Genomic DNA, 18,585 nt, shown 5'->3' on the forward strand with positions numbered 1-18,585 from the left:
CCGGACGCGTTCGCCAGACAACCTGTCTGACCAACCCCAGGAGGACTTGGATGCAGAGCCTGCCCTTTGACCAACCGGGCCGCTTCTGGCGAGGGAATCTCCATACGCACTCCGACCAGTCCGACGGCGCCCTGTCCCCCGAGGCTACGGCGCAGTACTACCAGGACGCCGGATACGACTTCCTGGCTGTCACCGACCACTTCCGATCCGAGTACGGCTTCCCGCTGACGGACACCAGGCCGCTGCGCACGGAGGGATTCACCACCCTGCTCGGCGCCGAGCTGCACGCGCCGCGCACGGAGGCCGGACCGTCGTGGCACATCGTCGCCGTCGGGCTCCCGCTCGACTTCACACCGCCCACCCCGGAGGAGACCGGACCGCAGCTGGCCCGCAGGGCACGAGCCGCCGGCGCGTACGTGGGCATGGCCCATCCCGCCGCCTCTCTCCTGAGCACTGCGGACGCCGAAAGCCTGGACGCCGCGCACGCGGTGGAGGTCTACAACGCGCTCGCCGCCCGCGAGGACCGCGGGGACAGCTGGCACCTGACCGACGTCCTCCTCAACCGGGGCCACCGGCTGCACGCCTACGCGGCCGACGACGCCCACCTCCAACCTCAGGACCCGCCGGGCTGCGCCGCCTGGGTCCAGGTCCGCGCCGAGTCCCTCGACCCGGACCAGCTCCTGGCCGCGCTCAAGGCCGGGCACTACTACTCGTCCACCGGCCCCGAACTACTCGACGTCAGCATGACGAGCGAGCACATCACCGTCCGCTGCTCCCCCGTCCGCAAGGTCCTGATCACCGGCAGCGCCCCCGGGGCGCAAGTCGTGCAGGGCAAAGACCTGACGGACTGCGCCCTGCCCCTGGCGATGTTCGGCAACGGATTCTGCCGGGTCACCGTCGAAGACGAGACCGGCGGACGAGCCTGGAGTAACCCCATCCACCTGGCGCCCACCGCGGCAGCAGGCACTCTATGACTCCTACTACGCCTCCCACCCACCTGCCGAAGGGAACCTCTGCCATGCTCTGGCCCACCCTGCGAGCAATCGCCTACGGGCGCAGGGAGAACGACCAACTGACCTGGCCCCTTGATCTCAGCCTCACCAGGAACATCCGAGCCGAGGGCCCCGGCGCTGCGCAGAGCATCGCCCACCGCCCCTTCACCGACGAGGAGGGCACCCCTAGGTCTTTCGTTTGGATCAGGCCGGATCAGTGAGCGGGGTCTGGGCCGTGGATCGTAAGGCGGAGCAGGGAGGCATGGCGGAGCGCCATGCGGACCGACGACAACGCGGCGAGGTGGGCACCAGGGCACGCATGCCCGGCAAGATTCAAATGAGAGGCCTTAGGCACCTCGGAGCAGAGGGCGCCCCGGCCTGGCACTTCAGGCCGGGGCGCCCTTTCGTCGGGTGTGCGCGTCAGGACGCGGAGGCGCTGTTCGCCGCGGGTGTGCCGGCCAGGATCGTCCCCTCCACCCCTTCGTACCGCATGCGCTGGTCGGCCGGGTCGCGTTCATAGAGCACCGTGCCGAGCCAGCCCGCGAGGAAGCCCAGCGGGGCTGAGAGGATGCCCGACGTGGTGAACGGGAACCAGTTGAAGTCCTGGTCCGGGAAGATCGCCTGGGGCGATCCGGACACCAGGTTGCTGCCTGTCATGAGGATGAACGCGGAGGCGCTGCCCACGATGAGGGTGCAGAGCAGTCCCGTACGGGAGTAGCGGCGCCAGAAGAGGCTGTAGATGAGGGCCGGTGCGACCGCGGACGCGCCGATGCAGAACGACAGGGTGAGCAGTGCCTGAAGGTTCAGATGCCGTGCACCGGCGGCGATCGCGATCGCCACGAGCCCGACGCCCGCCGCGGCGGTCCGGGCGATGGCCATCTCTGCGGAGTCCTTCAGTTGCGCCTTGCGGCGCAGCCCGTGCGTGATGAGGTCGTGCGCCAGGGTGTTGGCGCAGGCGAGGGTGATCCCGGCGACCGAGGCCAGCAGGGTGAGGAAGATGGCTGTCGCCACGGCCGTGAACAGCAGTGTCTCGACGGTCGTCTGGTCCGTGCCCATGACGGCCTGGCTGACCATGAGGAACGCTGTCTTGCCCTGCGGGTCGCCGGCGACGATCCCCTGGTGGCCGACGATCGCCGCCGCGCCGAAGCCGATGATGGTGATCAGCAGACAGGTCACGACGACGGTCGACACGGCCCAGGACATCGAGCGTCGCACGGCTGCCGCGCTGCGCGCGGTGAACATGCGCATGGTGATCTGCGGCAGCACCGCGGCGCCGAGCACGACCGTCAACTGAGTGCTGATCATGTCGAGTTCGTTGCCGCCGAACTGCAGACCGGAGGTGATATAAGCGTCTCCCGCGCCGCTGCCGCGCTTGGCGGCGTCCAGCAGGGAGGGCAGGCTGAAGTCGAAGCGGTTGAGGATGAGCGCGGCGATCGCGAGGGACGCGCCGAGCAGGACGACGGTCTTGACGATCTGGATGAAGGCGGTGCCCTTCATACCGCCGATCGCCGCGTACGCGATCATCAGCAGGCCCAGGAACACGATCGCCCCCGTCTTGAAGCCGTCGGCGTCGAAGCCGAGGATGACGGAGAGGAGATCGCCGGCGCCCGCGAGCTGGAAGATCACCAGCGGCAGCAGTGCGGTCAGGGTGACCGCGGCCGTGGTGATCCGCACGGCGGGGCCGGGGAGACGCCGGGTGAAGACGTCGCCGATCGTGAACCGGCCGGCGTTACGCAGCGGTTCGGCGAGCAGGAACATCATCAGGACCAGCGAGAGCACGGTGCTCAGGGCGAGCGTGACGCCGTCGTAGCCGACGAGCGCGATGATGCCGATGGTGCCGAGCACGGTGCCGGCGGAGATGTAGTCGCCAGCGATCGCGAGGCCGCTCTGCACAGGGGAGAGCGAGCGGTAGCCGGTGTAAAACTCGCCCAGGTCGTCACGGTCGGGGCCGGTCATCACGCACAGCAGCAGCGTGACAGTGATGACCGCGATGAGCGCCATCAGCGACATGGTCTGGGCCCCGGAGCTGAAGCTGGTCATGCGCGCGCACCTCCGGTGGGCTGCTGCCACACGGGACGTCCGGAGCGGCTCTGGCGTTCTGGCCGGGGCGCGGCTGCCTCGGCCGCCTGCTCGGCGCGTTCGCGGATCGCCGCGGCGAGCGGGTCGACGCGTTTGCGTGCGATCCGCTCGTACAGCGCGATCGCAGCCAGCGCCACAGGCAGCTGGAGGAGCCCCAGGACCAGACCGGTGGTGAGACCACCGGTGATGCTGCTGGTCATCATCGAGGGGGCGTAGCCGGACAGGAAAAGGAAGATAACGAAGTAGCCGAGCGCGGTGAAGGTGGCGACGCGGCGGAGCCTGCGGTAGGCAGATCCGAGCCGGCGCAGATCATCACGATCGTCGGTGGCGGCGGGCGGTTGCGGCTGCGGGGACGCGTCCCAGGGCTGCTGCGCGGAGTCCCAGCCCTGCGGCGAGGAGTCCCACGCTCGCGGGGACGAGTCCCAGGCTCGCGGGGACGAGTCCCAGGCTGCCTGTGGATCGGTGTCCCAGGACGGCGATCCACCCTCCCAGGACTGTGACGCCGCCTCTTGGCGGTGCCGCCCGGCATTCCGGTGCTGCGGTACGGGCGGTGGGCCGGGGAAAGGCTGGTGGTACGACATCGATCTCGCTCCTTGCCGCCCCGGGGAACGGGCGGGTGGCGCTGGTGGTCCGCGTACGTTACTCGTGGGTATAGCTCCTGCGTAAGAGGGTTTCCGACCGCTCGGTATGTCGGTTCGGTGACGATCCTGTGTGCGGCGACGACACCCGAGGTAACCCCCGTCGTGAATCTTTCCGCAGGTCACGGGTGAGTCTCGGGCCGCCCATAGGGCCGGGCAGGGCGCTCGGCACGACCAGTCCGGCGAATGCGCCAGGCGGGCCGACGATGTGGTCGTGTGGATGCACTCGGCTGCCCCCGGCCCGAATCGGCCTGGCCTGCTGCCGATGGCAGGAACGCCTCCGCCCAGGTCTCCGCCCGCCTGCAGCACCGGTCGGCACCCCGCGGCCGTTCGTGCCGGGCCTGGCGCTCGCGTCGGTCACGCCGTCCATTGCCGGCGGGGCTTCGTACGCCGACCAGGATGGCCGCTCTACCTGCCCAAACCACACCTGCCCGGCTACGACATCTGGGACGACCGCCTCCTGATAGAGCGAGCCATCGGCGCTCTCGACAGACGAGCAGCCCGCGAAATCGCGTCCGTCGTCAAAGAAATCGACGCCGCCTTCCTGGCACGCACTCTGCCCGACCCTCACGCTCCAGATGCCTGGCCGTGGTGGCGTCGCAGATGCCAGGACCTGGGCGACATCATGCACGTTCCATCACAGGTGAATGATCGGCCGGACAAGTCCTAGGCGAAGCACTCATCGGCCCCGGCCACTGGTTCGACCGAGGGCTCGATGATCTCAATGACTGCCTGGGCGGCCAACGCGGCGTCATCGGGCCCTTCACCTTGATCTGGCACGACGCCGACATCGCTCGCCATACATTGAACTTCACCCTCGACCATGGCGGAAAGCTCACCTACCTCGAGGAAGCCCTGCAACTCCTCGAGAGCCGCGGCGTCACCGTTATCCTCCGTGACATCCGAGACGAGCTGGCGGTCGTACTGCCGGCTGACGCCGGTGGCGCTCCGGCCGGCGGCGCTACGGCCGATCGGGGGCGATCACAGCCCCTCGCGGGGTGCCCGCAATGTTCGACGGCGAGTGCGACCGGCGCGCACACGCCGCGCGGCGCCTGGGCCCCGACCCCGGTCAGCCGGCTTCCGTCAGGGCCGCGCGCGCGGCGGTGAGGATTTCCTCGGAGAGCGGGGAACCCACGGTGGCCCGGGACAGCACCAGCGCACCGAACAAGGTGCACAGCCGGGCGATGCCGTCCTCGCCCTCCCCGGCGGCCCCGGCCGGGGCGAGGAACGCGGCAAAGTCCGCCACCCCCTCGGCGTAGGTGCGACGGGCCTCGCAGTCCTCACCCCCGCGTGCGACGTCGACGGCGAGGGCCGCGACCGGGCAGCCGCCCGCCGGGTCGTCACGGTGCTCGACGGAGAGGTAGGCGTCGATCAGGGCCCGCTGAGCGGTATCCCGCTGCCCGTCGTACTGCTCAAGCCCGGCCGTATGGCGCCGGGCGAGCTCGGCGAAGGCGTGGGCGGTCGCCTCGTCGACGAGCGCCTCCTTGGAGGCGAACTGCTTGTAGAAGGCGCCATGGGTCAGGCCGGCCGCCTTCATGAGGTCGGCAACGCTCACGTGGGTGCCCTGCTCCCGAAACAGCCGGGAGGCGGTCTCCACCACCCGCCTGCGGTTCTCCTGCGCCTGCGCCTGCGATACGCGGCCCATGGCCACCTCCCATTTGGATGTCGACTGGCATCTATCGTACCTCCATGTTTAGATTGTGGTCGTAATCCAAAAATGGGGCGCACGACTCGACGGCGCCTAGCGAAGGCCAGGAGTAGGCATGGAACTGAAGAACGCGGTCGCGGTCGTCACCGGCGCCAACCGGGGCCTCGGAAGGCACCTCGCCGCCCAGCTCGTGGAGCGCGGCGCGAAGGTGTATGCGGCGGCCCGCCGCCCCGAGACGGTCGACGTGCCGGGCGCCATCCCGCTACGCCTCGACGTGACGGACGAGGCATCGATACGGGAGGCCGCCCGCATCGCGTCGGATACAACCCTGCTGATCAACAACGCGGGTGTCTCAACCGGCGCGACGCTGGTCGGAGGTGACATCGATGAGGTGCGCCGGGAAATGGAGACCAACTTCTACGGCCCGCTCGCCGCGACCCGCGCCTTCGCCCCCGTCATCGAGGGCAACGGCGGCGGCGCCGTACTCAACGTCCTGTCCGCCCTGTCCTGGTTCCACCCGGCCGCCCTCGGCTCCTACGCCGCATCCAAGGCCGCCGCCTGGGCACTGAGCGACGCGACCCGCGAAGAGCTGGCGCCCCGGGGCATTGCCGTCTCAGCGCTGCACGTCGGCTACATGGACACCGACATGGCCGCCGGCGTACCCGCCGATCAGAAGGTCGCCGCCGACGACGTCGCGGCCCAGGCCCTGTACGGCATCGAGACGGGCCTGCCCGAGATCCTCGCCGACGAGACCAGCCGGTACGTCAAGCAGAGCCTGGCCGCGGCACCCCAGCCGAACGCAGGCTGACGCTCACCCTGCCACCGCGGCGCGCCCCCTTCCCACCCCTCGTGCAAGGACACCTCTCATGCGTTACACGACCTTCGGACACCGGACCGGACTGCGCGTATCCGAGTACGCGCTCGGCACCGCGAACTTCGGCACCGGCTGGGGTGCAGGAGCCGAGCCGGACGAGGCACGCCGGATCTTCGACCGGTTCGCCGAGGCCGGCGGCACCTTCCTCGACAGCGCGGACGGCTACCAGTTCGGCGAGTCGGAGGAACTGACCGGAAAGCTGATCGCCGCCGACCGCGACCATTTCGTCCTGGCCACGAAGTTCGCCCTCGGCGCCGCTCCGCAGCCGGACATCTCCAAGACGGGCAACAGCCGCAAGAACATGGTCGCATCGGTGGAGGCCAGCCTGAAGCGCCTGGGCACCGACTACATCGACCTGCTGTGGGTGCACTTCCCCGACGAGCTCACTCCGATGGAGGAACTCCTGCGCGGGCTCGACGACCTGGTGAGCGCCGGCAAGATCCACCACGCGGCACTGTCCAACTTCCCCGCCTGGCGTGTCTCGCGCGCGGTAACCCTCGCGGACCTGAAGAGCTGGGCCCCGATCGTGGGCATCCAGCATGAGTACAGCCTCGTCGAACGCACCGCCGACCGCGAACTCCTGCCCATGGCCGAGAGTCTCGGACTCGGTGCCGCCCTCTGGTCCCCGCTCGGCGGCGGACTGCTCACCGGCAAATACCGCAGCTCCGCCAAGGGCCGTCTGAGCGACCTGGGCATGGTCATCCACACCGAGAGCACCGGCCAGAAGACCGCCGTCGTCGACACCGTCCTGGCGATCGCCGAGGAGACCGGCGTGACACCCGCCCAGGTAGCGGTGGCCTGGGTGCGCGAGCGCGCCGCCCGCTCCGTGGCCACACTCGTCCCGATCATCGGCCCGCGCAACCTTGCCCAGCTCGACAGCTACCTCGGCGCCCTCGACGTCCAGCTGACCGACGCGCAGTACACCCGCCTGACCGAGGTCAGCGCGGTGCCGCTCGGCGCGCCCCACGAGGGGATCCGCGCCTCCCTGGACCGCCTCCAGGGAGGCGCCGCCGATCGCGTCACCGCCCCGGTCGTGCCGGTGGCCTGATGGGTGAACGCAACTGAGGACGCAGTGCGCCCATGCCGCAGCCAGGAAAACAACACAAAGTATCTCGTACTGGGAGAAGCCCGGGGCGAGCACAGACCCCGCCCCCTTCCACGGACGGGACACGGAACGGAGACGACGATGAGGGCTTTCATGGTCGAGAAGTACGGCGGCCAGGCCGGGATGCGCGCCGCCGAGATGCCCGACCCTCAGATGGGCGCCGACGACGTCCTGGTCAAGATCCACGCGGCGGGCGTCAACCCGCTGGACCTCAGGATCCGCAACGGGGACTTCAAGGCGTTCATGCCCTACCGTCTCCCCCTTGTCCTGGGCAACGACCTCGCCGGAAAGGTCCTGCAGGTCGGGTCCTCCGTCACCCGCTTCGCGGTGGGCGACGAGGTCTACGCCCGGCCCGACAAGGACCGCATCGGCACCTTCGCCGAACTCCTCGCAGTCCACCAGGACGACCTGGCGCCCAAGCCCGCCACCCTCACCATGACCGAGGCCGCCTCCCTGCCCCTGGTCGCCCTGACCGCATGGCAGGCACTGGTCGAGCGCGCCCGCGTGCGACCGGGTCAGAAGGTCCTCATCCACGCGGGCGCCGGCGGCCTCGGCTCCATCGCCGTCCAGCTGGCCAAGGAACTTGGCGCGCACGTGGCCACCACCGCGAGCACCGCCAAGGTCGACCTGGTCAAGAACCTCGGCGCGGACGAAGTCATCGACTACCGGACCCAGGACTTCACCGAGATCCTCGACGGCTACGACGTCGTCCTCGACAGCCTCGGTGGCGACAACCTGGCCAGGTCGTTGCGTGTCCTCAAGCCCGGCGGCATCGCCATCAGCGTCGCGGGCCCGCCCGACCCGGCCTTCGCCCGTGAACTAGGCGCGAACCCGATCCTCCGCCTGGCCATGACCGCGCTCAGTTCCAAGACCCGGCGCCAGGCCAAGCGCCTGGGCGTGACGTACTCCTTCCTGTTCATGAAGGCCAGTGGAGACCAGTTGCGGGAACTCACCCCCCTCATCGACGCCGGAAAGATCCGCCCCGTCGTCGACACCGTCTTTCCGTTCGACGACACCCTCCGGGCCATGGAGTACGTCGAAAAGGGCCGGGCGAAGGCCGGCAAGGTCGTCGTCTCCATGACGTAGGGCAGGCCCGCCGACATCGACCAGCTCCACCAGTTCACCGTCCACGCTGAGTAAGGCGTGATGCGCCTGGTCACGGGCCTGGCGCCCGGCTTCGGCAGGGCCGTCATCGGCCCCAGCGGACCCGCCACCACCCCGCGGCGGGCGACCGGACACACACCGGGAGAAACCATCATGAGCAGCACCGACACCCCGAACGAACCCGTCATCACCTCGTACGCCCACGCCCCGACCCGCACCGTCACCGCCGGCGGCGTCACCTACGCATTTCGCGAGCTAGGGCCCACGGGCGGTGTCCCCGTCGTGTTCTTCGTGCACCTCGCCGCGACCCTGGACAACTGGGACCCGCGCATCGTCGACCCCATCGCGAAGGACCGTCACGTCATCGCCTTCGATCAGCGCGGTGTCGGGGCCTCCACGGGCCAGGTGCCGGACAGCATCGAGGCGATGGCCGACGACGCCTACACCTTCATCACGGCGCTCGGCTTCGACAAGATCGACGTCTTCTCCTTCTCCCTCGGCGGCATGATCGCCCAGGCCCTGGTGGTGAAGCACCCCGAGCTCGTCCGCAAACTCGTCCTCACCGGCACCGGCCCCAAGGGCGGCAAGGACATCGACAAGGTCGCCGGCATCACGTACTGGGACATGCTGCGTGCCACCCTGACCCGGTCGGACCCCAAGGAATTCCTGTTCTTCAACCGCGACACCACCGGCAAGCTCGCCGCACGCGCGTTCGTCAACCGGCTCAAGGAACGCACTGCCGACCGCGATGCGAAGATCAAGATCAAAGCGTTCCAGACGCAGCTGAAGGCGATCAAGAAATGGGGGCGCTCCACCCCCGACGACCTGTCGCAGCTCGCCCAGCCCACCTTGATCGCCAATGGCGACAACGACCGCATGGTGCCTTCGGTCCTTTCCGAGGACCTGCACCGACGCATCAAGGACAGCGAGCTGATCATCTACCCCGACTCCGGCCACGGCGGCATCTTCCAGTACCACCAGCAGTTCGCCCCCCTCGCGGTCGAGTTCCTCGCCCGTTGACCTATGGCGAGCACCACAACTGCACGTTCGGTGACCAGGAAGAGAAGAGCAGCACCATGAGCACCTCACCGTCCACCGCTCAGCTGGGAGTGGAGAAGAAACACCTCACTTCCTCGATCCTGCTGTGGGTACGCACCGACCAGCCCCGCCAGACCGGCATGGACCACTGGAAGGGACCGCACTCAGGGATCATCTCCGCCACCCCGGGCCTGGAGGAGTACCGACAGATCCACCTCGCCGAGCACAACCCGGGCCGGTGGCCGGCGGGGTGCAGACCTCGATCCCCGCGGACCGGAAGATCGACGGCGTCGCCGAGGTCACCTTCCAATCGGCGCTTGCGCCCCTGAAAGGGCGTAAGCAGACGAAACTGGCCCACGCCGACGAGATCAACGTGTTCCGCCGCACCCTGCTCTACGCCGGCCCGCCGAACTCCTCCCGCTGGTATGACGTCGCCGCCCCCGGCGAGACGGTCGGTGCCCGCACCCTGATCTACCTGCGCCGCAGAGACGGGGTCGGCGCAGGCGAGTTCCGGAAGTTCGTCAACCAGCAGCTCGTTTACGCACTCGCCGACACTGCAGCGTTGAAGGAACTGCGCACGCAAACGTTCCTGCCCTGGAGCGAAAAGCTATGGGACACTCCGAACGTCGCCCACGACAACCCCCACGACCAGCGATTCCATGCCTCCCTCGTCCTCGGGTTCAGCGACAGCGCAGCACGGGACGCATTCTTCACCGGCGACGCCGTCGAGGGCCTGACCAACCAGCTGGCACCGCTCGCCTCTGCGATCCATGCATACGACGTCGCCGCTGCCCTGACGTTCGTCAAGAACGGCGACATCCTCCCGTGCTACCAGGAGTGAACGGCCAGAGCATGGAGCAGGTCCGACGGACCTGCTGAGCAATCAATCCACCCGCCCCGGACTGGGCGCCACCCGGTGCTCGGGAATATGGCTTGCCTCGAATGACGCCTCCCACCAGCTGGTGCGAGCCCGTGGACGACGGCACGGCGGGAGGCGTACGCGAACGACCAGGATGCTGCCACCTCACTCGTTGCGGTCACTGCCAGGTCGAACCGGTCGAAGGCCGATCAGGACCCGGCCCAGTGGATGCCGCCGCTTCCCGACGCGCACTGCCGGTACGTCTCCGAATGGGTCGCCACCAAGATGCGCTGGGGACTTGCCGCCAGCCTCGTCGTCGCCACCGGCGCGACAGCGAGTGCGGACCGCTGCCCCTCTAGCCGCTCCCCCTGGATCGACGGCGCCCACGCGCAATGGTCTCTCGCCTGCGACATGGGCGACGTGAAGGTGTACGGCTGGGTCGACGACACCCGTAGGGACGGCAAGTGCGCCGTCGTCCGTATCGGCCCGGTCGTTGGCCAGAACCGGGAGTTCGAGGCCTGCGGATCCGGTACGCGGGAGACGTTCAGCGTCACCTTCGACGACCAGAACGTCGCCGAAGTGACACTGCGCCTGCGCTGACCCCCGCCGCGCGAGCTCCCCGGGCGCGCCGCTGATCCCTCCGCGCGCCGCTCACCGCTCGGGGTGACACCTGGCCGGTCCCGCGTTCATCGCGGGACCGGCCCCTCTACCGTTCCACTCACCTGCCGCAAGGGAACCCTCTGCCCACGACCCCATGGCCATGGCGCTGCCTGTCCGCGCTCGTCTGCGCACCTTCACCGCTCTCACCACAGGGACCGTCTCCTATGCCGCCCCGGTCACCCGCCGTGCGTCCGAGCGGGCGGCGCCGTGCGTCCGTGGCGAGACGGAAGGGAGAGGCGAGTCGGCCGTCGACGACGGGGAAATGCACAGGGCTCACCAGTTCGTGCGACTGCGGGATATCTGCTGGTTGTGACGCACTGCTGACGGATCCGCATCGAGAACCCGCTTCAATCCAACCCCTGGGACGTCGGCCGACAGCGCTCATGGAAACATTCCCCAGGCGGGGCGGTGCTGCCCTCCTCGAACGAACCAGGTGAAGGAGTACACATGGGGGACATATCGGCCGAGCGGCGTCGCATCCTGCAGTCGCCTCCGCCCGAGCTCGTCGCGGAGGCAGCTGCGAACCCGGGCGGGTCGGTTGCGGTGATCGACCCCGACCTCATCGGCGATCCCAACGGCTACGTCCCCGGGGAAGCTGTCCAGGGCGTCTGGCGGGTCGGTCAAGACGGGAAGCTGACCGGCGAGTTCGTGGAAAATCCGAACTACGGCCCACCCAAGGACGACTTCGCCAAACTCACGGAGCCCGACCACTGGCTGGGCTGGCTTGGCGAACAGCCTGCCGCCGCAGTGCGCGACTCCATCGCGGAGATCCTTGACCAGCAAGTGCCCGGCGCGGCCCTGGAATGGATCAAGGTAGTCGATGCACCGCGCTACCTCACCGGAGGCCGCCCCCAACCGGACGATAAGAGCCACCTGATCGTCACCCGGGCCGGCATCGCCCTGCCCTTTGCGCTCTCAGTGACCAGCCCCGGACGCAGACGGGAGATCCTCCAGGGCGTGTTCTCCTGGGTCGCCGTCAGACTCGACCAGCCGGGCAACCGCAAGGACCAGGTCTGGCTCGACCTACGCGTTGACCTGGACTGGGCCGAGACGGAACTCCGCAACCGGATCTACCTCGTCGGCCAGGCCCCAGCGCCCGACACGACCACCTGAAGCGCCCCACCAGCATCGTCCACTACGAACCCGTGCTGTAGCCGACCGACATAGTCAGCCGCTGGTCCCAGGCATCATGACACTGAGAGCAGCACAGGAGGAGCCGGCGCGGAACCACCTGGACGCGCTCGATGCCCGACGCACGGCGGCGGGTCTGGAGCCGGCCGCCGACCCGCCGCACCCGTCGGTCTGGCGTCCGGCCACGGGCCTGGAGGAGTGCCCGTTCGGGCTGACAGGCACCCGATTCCGCTCGTGTGCAGCCGACTGCACACGAGCGGCCAGCCGCACAGCGCCAGGGAGGGCTACGGGTGCCAGACCTCCTTGATGGTCTTCACGTTGCCCTCGCCGTCCAGCGTGATGTCGTAGATGTTCCCGGAGCAGCTGTACGGCGACTTCACCGCGGCCTGGTTCGTCATGCAGTCACCGGCATGCGTCCACAGCTCGCCGACGGGAACCGTCTTCGTGGAGCCGGGACCGGCGGACAGCTCCGCCTTCACCTCTTGCGCGAACAGGTAGTACTTAGCCTCGCCCTGACCCTGGTAGATCCAGTCATTGGGCGTGCAAGTCGGCCGGGCGTCCCGCGCGGACATCGAGCCCTTCGACGGCGGCGCGGCGATCTCCACCATCTTGCGGCCGACCGGCAGCGTGGGCGACTTCCCGCAGTCGTTGACAGGCTCGCCCGAGGAGCTCCCGCCCGCAGGCGGCTTCCCCGACGGCTGGGCGGAGGCCGTAGAGCCGCCGGACGCGCCGTCGGCGGTGGTGTCCTCCGGGCCGCACGCGGCGACTGCCCCGAGCATGACGACGACCGCAAAGCTGCTGATGAAGCGTTGAGTTGACTTCATGTCAATCCCCCGATGACTGAAACGATTTCGCGATCACGTTCGATCGCTGAAGTGTTGTACATCAGGAGGTGGATCAAGGGCCAATCCGTCGCCGCGTCGGACAGCACATCCCACAGGCCCTGTCCTGATACGGCGTCAGACACCGGCGACGCTGGCCGCGAGCAGATGTCCTACCTCGGCTTCCTCTCCAAGCTCCTCCTGGCCGAGTGCGACGACCGGGCCCGCCGCCGGTCCGAGCGGCGCATCAAGGCCGCCGGATTCCCCCGCGACAAGTCGCTGCGCAAGTTCGACTTCGACGCCAACCCCAACATCGCCCCGGCCATGGTCCACACCCTCGCCAAGTGCGAATGGATCGAGAAGGGCCTGCCGCTCCGCCTCATCGGCGACTCCGGCACGGGCAAGCCGCACCTGCTGATCACGCTTGGCACCGAGGCCGCGATGGCCGGCTTCCGGGTCAAGTACGTCCGGGCCTTGCCCCCGGATTTTGGACACCGGAGAGACTTGGATCTTGATGGTCCAGGAGAACGGAGTCCCTGTGGGGATGAAGCACTACCCCGCCGAGTTCAAAGCGGACGCGGTCTCGTTGTACCGGTCGAGGCCGGGAGCGACGATCAAGTCGGTTGCGGCTGATCTCGGGGTGAACACCGAGACGTTGCGGAACTGGATCCGGGCCGCCGACGGGCGCCGCCCCGGCAACCGTTCCGCATCGCAGGCCGGCGGTGACGACGTCCAGGCGGAGCTGGCCGCAGCACGCAAGAGGATCCGTGAGCTGGAGGAAGAACGCGACATCCTCCACAAGGCGGCTCGGTATTTCGCGGGAGAGACGCGCTGGTGAACCGCTGCCAGTCCGTTGAGGATCACCAGCGCCGTCACGGCGTGAAGCGGCTCTGCGACATCCTCGGGGTTTCCCGCTCGAGCTTCTACTACTGGCGCCGCACCGCAGCCGCGCGGACGGCCCGGCAGATCGCCGAGGCCGAGCTCGCGGCCCGGATACGCAAGGTCCACCAGGACTCCGACGGCACCTACGGAGTCCCCAGGGTTACCGCCGAGCTCCGTGACGAGGGCGGCCCGGTGGACAACCACAAGCGGGTCGCGAGGATCATGCGGACCATCGGGCTCGAGGGAGTGCGTCTGCGGCGTCGGCACCGCACCACCCTCGCGGACCAGACGGCTTCGAAGGCGCCGGATCTGATCGGCCGTGACTTCACCGCGGCCGCAGTGAACACGAAGTACGTCGGCGACATCACCTACCTGCCGGTCAGCGACTCCAAGCCGCTCTATCTCGCGACCGTCATCGACCTCGCCTCACGCCGGCTGGCTGGATGGGCGATCGCCGAGCACATGCGCACCGAGCTCGTCATCGACGCCCTGGCGGCCGCCGAGCGGACCCGCGGGAGCCTGGCCGGAGCGGTGATGCACACCGATCACGGCTCGCAATATACGAGTCGGGCCTTCGCGGAAATCTGCAGGTCAGCAGGGGTCCGGCAGAGCATGGGTGCGATCGGGTCCAGCGCGGACAACGCCGCCGCGGAGAGCTTCAACGCCGCCTTCAAGAGGGAGACGCTCAAGGGCCGCAAAGGCTGGGCGAACGAGCGTGAAGCGCGACTCGAAGCCTTCCGCTGGCTGACCCGATACAACACCCGACGCCGGCACTCCCGCCTCGGCCAGCGATCTCCGATCGCCTACGAGAACGACGTCCAACCCACAGCAACTACCCTGGCCCAAGCGGCATAGACGCGCTCAAAATCCGGGGTCAAGGCCCCAGTCAGCCTCGCCCAGCAAGCAGGAGCGAAGACGGTGACATCACACTACGTGCAGCCGTAGGTGCGCACCTCGCGAGGCACCCAGTTCATCGCCCTCGAACAGCACGCCGGCTCGATGGCGGGAAGGGATTCTGTTGGTGCAGATGTGCGGGCTGGTAGCAGCCAATTCGCCAGCACGACACCGCAGTCATCAGGCTCGCGCCGATGGTTGGTGTCGGATTCGACGAGAAGGAAAGACAGGAAGAGGTACGGGACAGGTTTCATCCCCGCCATGGACAGAGTGAAACGGGGCGGGCATGACAGTCCGTCTGGTGGGCACAGACGCACTCTGTGAACGCCCATTCGACGAGACGGGTGGACCGCGCTGCCTACCATGCAACGCCCACCCCGCCCAACCGGCCACCGCAGTGAAGTGGCCGGGTGTTCGGGCAGGTCAACCGGACGGGCCTGCTGAAGCGCGGTGGGCCGGAGGGCTTCGTAGGTTCGTGGCAGGGGTTGCGCTCGGGAGAAGGATCGGAAGGCCTGTGAGGCCGGAGATCGGCCACGGTGCGTTGTCCGACGCGACGCCCAGTGCGGGCTTCGGAGCCGGTGGCCGAGCCGGTGCCGACTGCGGTCCTGCGGACCAGGGCCTCGTAGGTGAAGGCGACGGCGGTTCGATCGCCTCGGGGCGCCCAAAACGGAAGCGGCCCGTGGCTCCGCCTCGTGCGGGGCCACGGGTCGCACCCGTTTTCCGGGACGATCAGCGCGCCGCGCGGAATGCCTCGGTCAGCTTGCCGACCGCGCCGGCAGGGTCGCCGACGAGCAGCAGATGGTCGGCGTCGGCGAAGGGCTTCGCCGACCGCTCGGTGATGTTCTGGCCGATGCGGTCCTGGACGATCAGCCGGGCTCGGTCCACGAGTCGGCCTGCCGCGGCGGACTTCCCGTGCCCGGCCTTCTGGAGGGCGCGGGCGGCCAGGCCGATCGCCCGCAGGGCCGGCTCGCCGCCCTGCGGGGTGCCGCGGAGCGTGGTCAGGCCCCAGCCGTACGGGAACTGGGGATCGTAGCGCGTGTCGCCCACGTTCAGTGGCAGCTGGCCGTCCGACTTCGGCCAGCTCACCGGCAGTTGACCGGTGAAGGGCTTGCGGCCATAGAGGACGTCGGCCACGCCGTCGCCCTCCGTGCCCGGCAGCCAGGACGCGATCAGGGCGTCGATCGCCGGCAGCCGGTCCCCGATGAGCTGCGGGCGGCCGGAGACGACGAGGACCCCGCAGGGCATCGCGGCGCAGACCCGGTCGACGGCGGCCTTGTCCGCCGCGCTCAGTTCCAGGTCGTGGCCGTTGCCGACGTCGCCCATGCCCTCGGCGTACGGCGTCTCGCCGACCACGACCACTCCGACGTCGTGGCCCTCGGTGGGCGCGGAGGCGTCCATCGAGTAGGTGAGCGTGGCCTCGGGATCGGCGGACTTCCGCATGGCCTCCAGAATGGTGGTACCGGTCGTCGTCCGGCCGGAGGCGCCCTGCCAGCTGACGGTCCAGCCACCGGCCTGATTGCCGAGGTCGTCCGCGTTCGAGCCGGCCACGTACACGTTCTGGGTCGGCTTGATCGGCAGCACGCCGCCCGCGTTCTTCAGGAGTACCTGCGAGGCGGCGGCCGCCTCGCGCGCCACCGCGCGGTGCTCCGCCGAGCCGACGGTGGCCAGATGCGTGGTGTCCGCGTACGGCTTCTCGAAGAGGCCCAGTCGGAACTTCTGGGTGAGGATCCGGGCGACGGCGTCGTCGATCCGGGCGGTGGGTACGCGGCCCGCCTCCGTCTCGGCGACCAGGGTCCTGGTGAATTCCTGGTAGTTCGTCGGCACCATGATCATGTCCAGACCGGCGTTGACCGAGGTCCGCACGTCGCTCGGGTAGTCGCCGGGGATCTGGTCGATGGCCTGCCAGTCGCTGATGACGAAGCCTTCGAAGCCCATCCGGTCCTTGAGCACCCCGTTGATCATCTCGGCGTTGGCGTGCATCTTCACGGGGCCCTGGTCGTCGCCGAGGACGTCGAGCGAGGAGTACGAGGGCATGACGGTGCCCACGCCGTGCTTCACGGCCTCGGCGAAGGGCGCGAGGTGCACTGCCTCCAGTTCCTCGCGGGTGACCCGGGTGACACCCTGGTCGATCGTGTATGAGCCGGTGGTCGACGAGCCGAAGGCCGTCCCGCCATCGCCGACGAAGTGCTTGGCGGTGGTCAGCACCTTGTCGTTCCGGTCGAGGTCCCGGCCGTCCCTCGCGCCCTGCATCCCGTCGATGACGGTCTCCATGGCGGTGACGAGCGCCGGGTCCTCGCCGAAGGCCTCGTAGGAGCGACCCCAGCGCTCGTCCCGGGTCACGCACACACAGGGGGCGAAGTCCCAGGGCACGCCGGTGGCCCGGACCTCCTTCGCCGTCACGGCGCCGGTGCGGGCGGCGAGGGCGGCGTCGCGTCCGGCGCCGATGCCGATGTTGTGCGGCATGATCGTCGAGCCGATGACGTTGTTGTGCCCGTGCACGGCGTCCACGCCGTAGATCAGCGGGATCTGCCAGCGGGTGGCCTGGGCGCGCAGCTGATACGCGTCGACCATCCTGGCCCACGCTTCGGGCGTGTTGGGGGTCGGGACCGAGCCGCCGCCGGAGAGCAGCGAGCCGAGGCCGTAGCCCGCGATGTCGCCGGGCGAGCGCAGGGCGTTGCGCTCGGCCTGCGTCATCTGGCCGGCCTTCTCCTGGAGCGTCATCCGGGAGAGCAGGTCCGAGACCCGCTTCTTCACCGGAAGCCGCCGGTCCAGGTAGGGCAGTCCGTGCGCGTTCACGGCGACGACAGGCGTTTCCGCCGGCGCCTTCGCGCCGTCGACCGTCAGTCTCACCGGGATCGTCTCGGCCGCTTCGCCGGTCTCGTCCTTCAGGGTGGTCACGGTGATCGAGCGGGTCGTCCCGGAGGGCGTCCCGGAGGGGAAGACGAGGGTGCCGCTGACCGGGGTGTAGTCGGTACCGGGCTGCGCGGGCCCGCCGTCGTCCGTGGTGTACGCGACGGTGACCGGGTCGCCGGTCGGCTGGGAGCCGGTGGTGGCGACCGAGACGTCGATCCGGGCGGTGCCGCCCTCGTCGACCGGGTGCACCACCGCACCTGTGACGACCTGGGTGTTCAGGGCCGGTTCTGCCTTGCCGTACAGCTCGATCGCGTCGACGGCGAAGCGGCCGCCCGGCGCGCCGGTGGGGAGCGTGAGCGCGTATCCCCACATCCTGTCGAGGCCGAGGACCTGGTCGATGCCTCCGACCGGCTGGTAGTCGGCTCGGTAGTGGAACTCCGAGAAGGGGATCTCGGCGAGATGCCAGCCCTCCCAGTCGTCGGTGAAGGAGGTGGTCCAGAGCTCGGACGCCTCGCCGTTGGCGCCACCGTCCTTGAGCTCGAAGTTGATCCGCTTGCCGGAGCCGGGCGGCAGCGGGGCGGTGTTCTGGCCGTACCACCAGAAGCGGATGCCCTTGTACGCGGTCCAGTCGTGCGCCGGCTTGTCGAAGGCGAAGTCGTGGGTGAAACCGCCCCAGCCGCTGATGTCGTAGCGGCCTTCGAGGACCTTGGCGCCCTCGGGGGCGTCGGCGCGCTCGGCGAGGGTGAGCTCCGGGTGGTCGTCGGTGTCGCTGCCCCAGGTGAACAGGCCCTCGGCGGGCGGTCCGGCGAAGGGAATCTCGCCCTCGAAGCGGTCGACGGCCCGGGGCGCCGGGTCGGCCCCGGGGGCGGACGCGGTGGCGCTCGGTACGGCTCCGGCGAGCAGTCCGGCCAGGACGGCGGTCACGGCGGTGACGGCGAGCGGCGGGGCGCCGCCGGCCCTCCTGCGACGGAGGGGGTGCGGATGTGGCATGCGATGGTCTCCTGGAG

The 18,585-nt window shown here is 69.2% G+C and carries 14 protein-coding genes and 2 pseudogenes; 11 read left to right on the forward strand and 5 right to left on the reverse strand.

What is annotated here, in order from left to right; genetic code table 11:
• The first annotated feature begins 50 nt into the window (after positions 1-50).
• Positions 51-974, forward strand: coding sequence for a CehA/McbA family metallohydrolase (locus OG580_RS00135; RefSeq protein WP_267041570.1), 924 nt, complete (start codon positions 51-53; stop codon positions 972-974).
• A gap of 438 nt (positions 975-1,412) precedes the next feature.
• Here OG580_RS00135 and OG580_RS00140 read toward each other — a convergent pair whose 3' ends face one another.
• The 3 genes from OG580_RS00140 to OG580_RS00150 form a co-directional block, all read right to left on the reverse strand.
• Positions 1,413-3,032, reverse strand: a complete 1,620-nt coding sequence (locus OG580_RS00140) for a cation acetate symporter (protein ID WP_267041571.1) — start codon at positions 3,030-3,032, stop codon at positions 1,413-1,415.
• Positions 3,029-3,652, reverse strand: a complete 624-nt coding sequence (locus OG580_RS36115) for a DUF485 domain-containing protein (protein WP_323182536.1) — start codon at positions 3,650-3,652, stop codon at positions 3,029-3,031. Before OG580_RS36115 ends, OG580_RS00140 begins: the two co-directional genes overlap by 4 nt.
• A gap of 1,126 nt (positions 3,653-4,778) precedes the next feature.
• The gene (locus tag OG580_RS00150) at positions 4,779-5,354 is read right to left on the reverse strand and encodes a TetR/AcrR family transcriptional regulator (RefSeq protein ID WP_267041572.1); all 576 of its coding nucleotides are present in this window, start codon (positions 5,352-5,354) and stop codon (positions 4,779-4,781) included.
• A gap of 118 nt (positions 5,355-5,472) precedes the next feature.
• On the opposite strand from OG580_RS00150, the gene OG580_RS00155 reads away from it, so the two are divergent.
• The 8 genes and pseudogenes from OG580_RS00155 to OG580_RS00190 all read left to right on the forward strand — a co-directional run bounded on the left by OG580_RS00155 (position 5,473) and on the right by OG580_RS00190 (position 12,110).
• Entirely contained in the window at positions 5,473-6,165 is a 693-nt protein-coding gene (locus OG580_RS00155) for an SDR family oxidoreductase (protein WP_267041573.1), read from the forward strand.
• 58 nt (positions 6,166-6,223) lie between these two features.
• A complete protein-coding gene (locus tag OG580_RS00160) occupies positions 6,224-7,279 on the forward strand; it encodes an aldo/keto reductase (RefSeq protein ID WP_267041574.1) in 1,056 nt (351 codons plus the stop codon).
• Between the two features lie 138 nt (positions 7,280-7,417).
• Positions 7,418-8,422, forward strand: a complete 1,005-nt coding sequence (locus tag OG580_RS00165) for an NADP-dependent oxidoreductase (RefSeq protein ID WP_267041575.1) — start codon at positions 7,418-7,420, stop codon at positions 8,420-8,422.
• 171 nt (positions 8,423-8,593) lie between these two features.
• Positions 8,594-9,460, forward strand: coding sequence for an alpha/beta fold hydrolase (locus tag OG580_RS00170; RefSeq protein WP_267041576.1), 867 nt, complete (start codon positions 8,594-8,596; stop codon positions 9,458-9,460).
• Positions 9,461-9,728: 268 nt separating this feature from the next.
• Complete coding sequence (locus tag OG580_RS00175; RefSeq protein ID WP_267041577.1) at positions 9,729-10,319, forward strand: strictosidine synthase; 591 nt, start codon at positions 9,729-9,731, stop codon at positions 10,317-10,319.
• Between the two features lie 120 nt (positions 10,320-10,439).
• A pseudogene (locus OG580_RS00180) lies at positions 10,440-10,643 on the forward strand (HNH endonuclease); the annotation flags it as partial.
• On the forward strand, positions 10,623-10,937 hold the full coding sequence (locus tag OG580_RS00185) for a hypothetical protein (protein ID WP_267047837.1): 315 nt from the start codon (positions 10,623-10,625) through the stop codon (positions 10,935-10,937). The pseudogene OG580_RS00180 and the gene OG580_RS00185, both read left to right, overlap by 21 nt.
• A 507-nt stretch (positions 10,938-11,444) precedes the next feature.
• Positions 11,445-12,110, forward strand: a complete 666-nt coding sequence (locus OG580_RS00190) for a hypothetical protein (RefSeq protein WP_267041578.1) — start codon at positions 11,445-11,447, stop codon at positions 12,108-12,110.
• A 302-nt stretch (positions 12,111-12,412) separates the two neighbouring features.
• On the opposite strand, the gene OG580_RS00195 is transcribed toward OG580_RS00190, so the two are convergent.
• Complete coding sequence (locus OG580_RS00195) at positions 12,413-12,952, reverse strand: hypothetical protein (protein ID WP_267041579.1); 540 nt, start codon at positions 12,950-12,952, stop codon at positions 12,413-12,415.
• Between the two features lie 72 nt (positions 12,953-13,024).
• Between OG580_RS00195 and OG580_RS00200 the strand changes: the two are divergent.
• Together OG580_RS00200 and OG580_RS00205 are read left to right on the forward strand one after the other, a co-directional pair.
• Positions 13,025-13,417 (forward strand): annotated as a pseudogene (locus tag OG580_RS00200) (ATP-binding protein); the annotation flags it as partial.
• A gap of 70 nt (positions 13,418-13,487) precedes the next feature.
• A protein-coding gene (locus OG580_RS00205; RefSeq protein WP_267041580.1) for an IS3 family transposase occupies positions 13,488-14,686 on the forward strand; the annotation gives its coding sequence in 2 pieces (ribosomal slippage) (positions 13,488-13,767 and positions 13,767-14,686; 1,200 coding nt in all).
• A 768-nt stretch (positions 14,687-15,454) separates the two neighbouring features.
• Here OG580_RS00205 and OG580_RS00210 read toward each other — a convergent pair.
• On the reverse strand, positions 15,455-18,568 hold the full coding sequence (locus OG580_RS00210; protein ID WP_267041581.1) for a glycoside hydrolase family 3 N-terminal domain-containing protein: 3,114 nt from the start codon (positions 18,566-18,568) through the stop codon (positions 15,455-15,457).
• Between the last annotated feature and the right edge of the window lie 17 nt (positions 18,569-18,585).

This window comes from Streptomyces sp. NBC_00094, from assembly GCF_026343125.1.
Classification (GTDB): domain Bacteria; phylum Actinomycetota; class Actinomycetes; order Streptomycetales; family Streptomycetaceae; genus Streptomyces.

What these genes read in the sequence shown, in the direction of transcription:
- OG580_RS00185 (WP_267047837.1), top strand. Translation starts at nt 10,623, where the DNA reads ATGCGCTGGGGACTTGCCGCCAGCCTCGTCGTCGCCACCGGCGCGACA.
- OG580_RS00155 (WP_267041573.1), top strand. Translation starts at nt 5,473, where the DNA reads ATGGAACTGAAGAACGCGGTCGCGGTCGTCACCGGCGCCAACCGGGGC.
- OG580_RS00190 (WP_267041578.1), top strand. Translation starts at nt 11,445, where the DNA reads ATGGGGGACATATCGGCCGAGCGGCGTCGCATCCTGCAGTCGCCTCCG.
- OG580_RS00195 (WP_267041579.1), bottom strand. Translation starts at nt 12,952, where the DNA reads ATGAAGTCAACTCAACGCTTCATCAGCAGCTTTGCGGTCGTCGTCATG.
- OG580_RS00210 (WP_267041581.1), bottom strand. Translation starts at nt 18,568, where the DNA reads ATGCCACATCCGCACCCCCTCCGTCGCAGGAGGGCCGGCGGCGCCCCG.
- OG580_RS36115 (WP_323182536.1), bottom strand. Translation starts at nt 3,652, where the DNA reads ATGTCGTACCACCAGCCTTTCCCCGGCCCACCGCCCGTACCGCAGCAC.
- OG580_RS00150 (WP_267041572.1), bottom strand. Translation starts at nt 5,354, where the DNA reads ATGGGCCGCGTATCGCAGGCGCAGGCGCAGGAGAACCGCAGGCGGGTG.
- OG580_RS00165 (WP_267041575.1), top strand. Translation starts at nt 7,418, where the DNA reads ATGAGGGCTTTCATGGTCGAGAAGTACGGCGGCCAGGCCGGGATGCGC.
- OG580_RS00170 (WP_267041576.1), top strand. Translation starts at nt 8,594, where the DNA reads ATGAGCAGCACCGACACCCCGAACGAACCCGTCATCACCTCGTACGCC.
- OG580_RS00135 (WP_267041570.1), top strand. Translation starts at nt 51, where the DNA reads ATGCAGAGCCTGCCCTTTGACCAACCGGGCCGCTTCTGGCGAGGGAAT.
- OG580_RS00140 (WP_267041571.1), bottom strand. Translation starts at nt 3,032, where the DNA reads ATGACCAGCTTCAGCTCCGGGGCCCAGACCATGTCGCTGATGGCGCTC.
- OG580_RS00160 (WP_267041574.1), top strand. Translation starts at nt 6,224, where the DNA reads ATGCGTTACACGACCTTCGGACACCGGACCGGACTGCGCGTATCCGAG.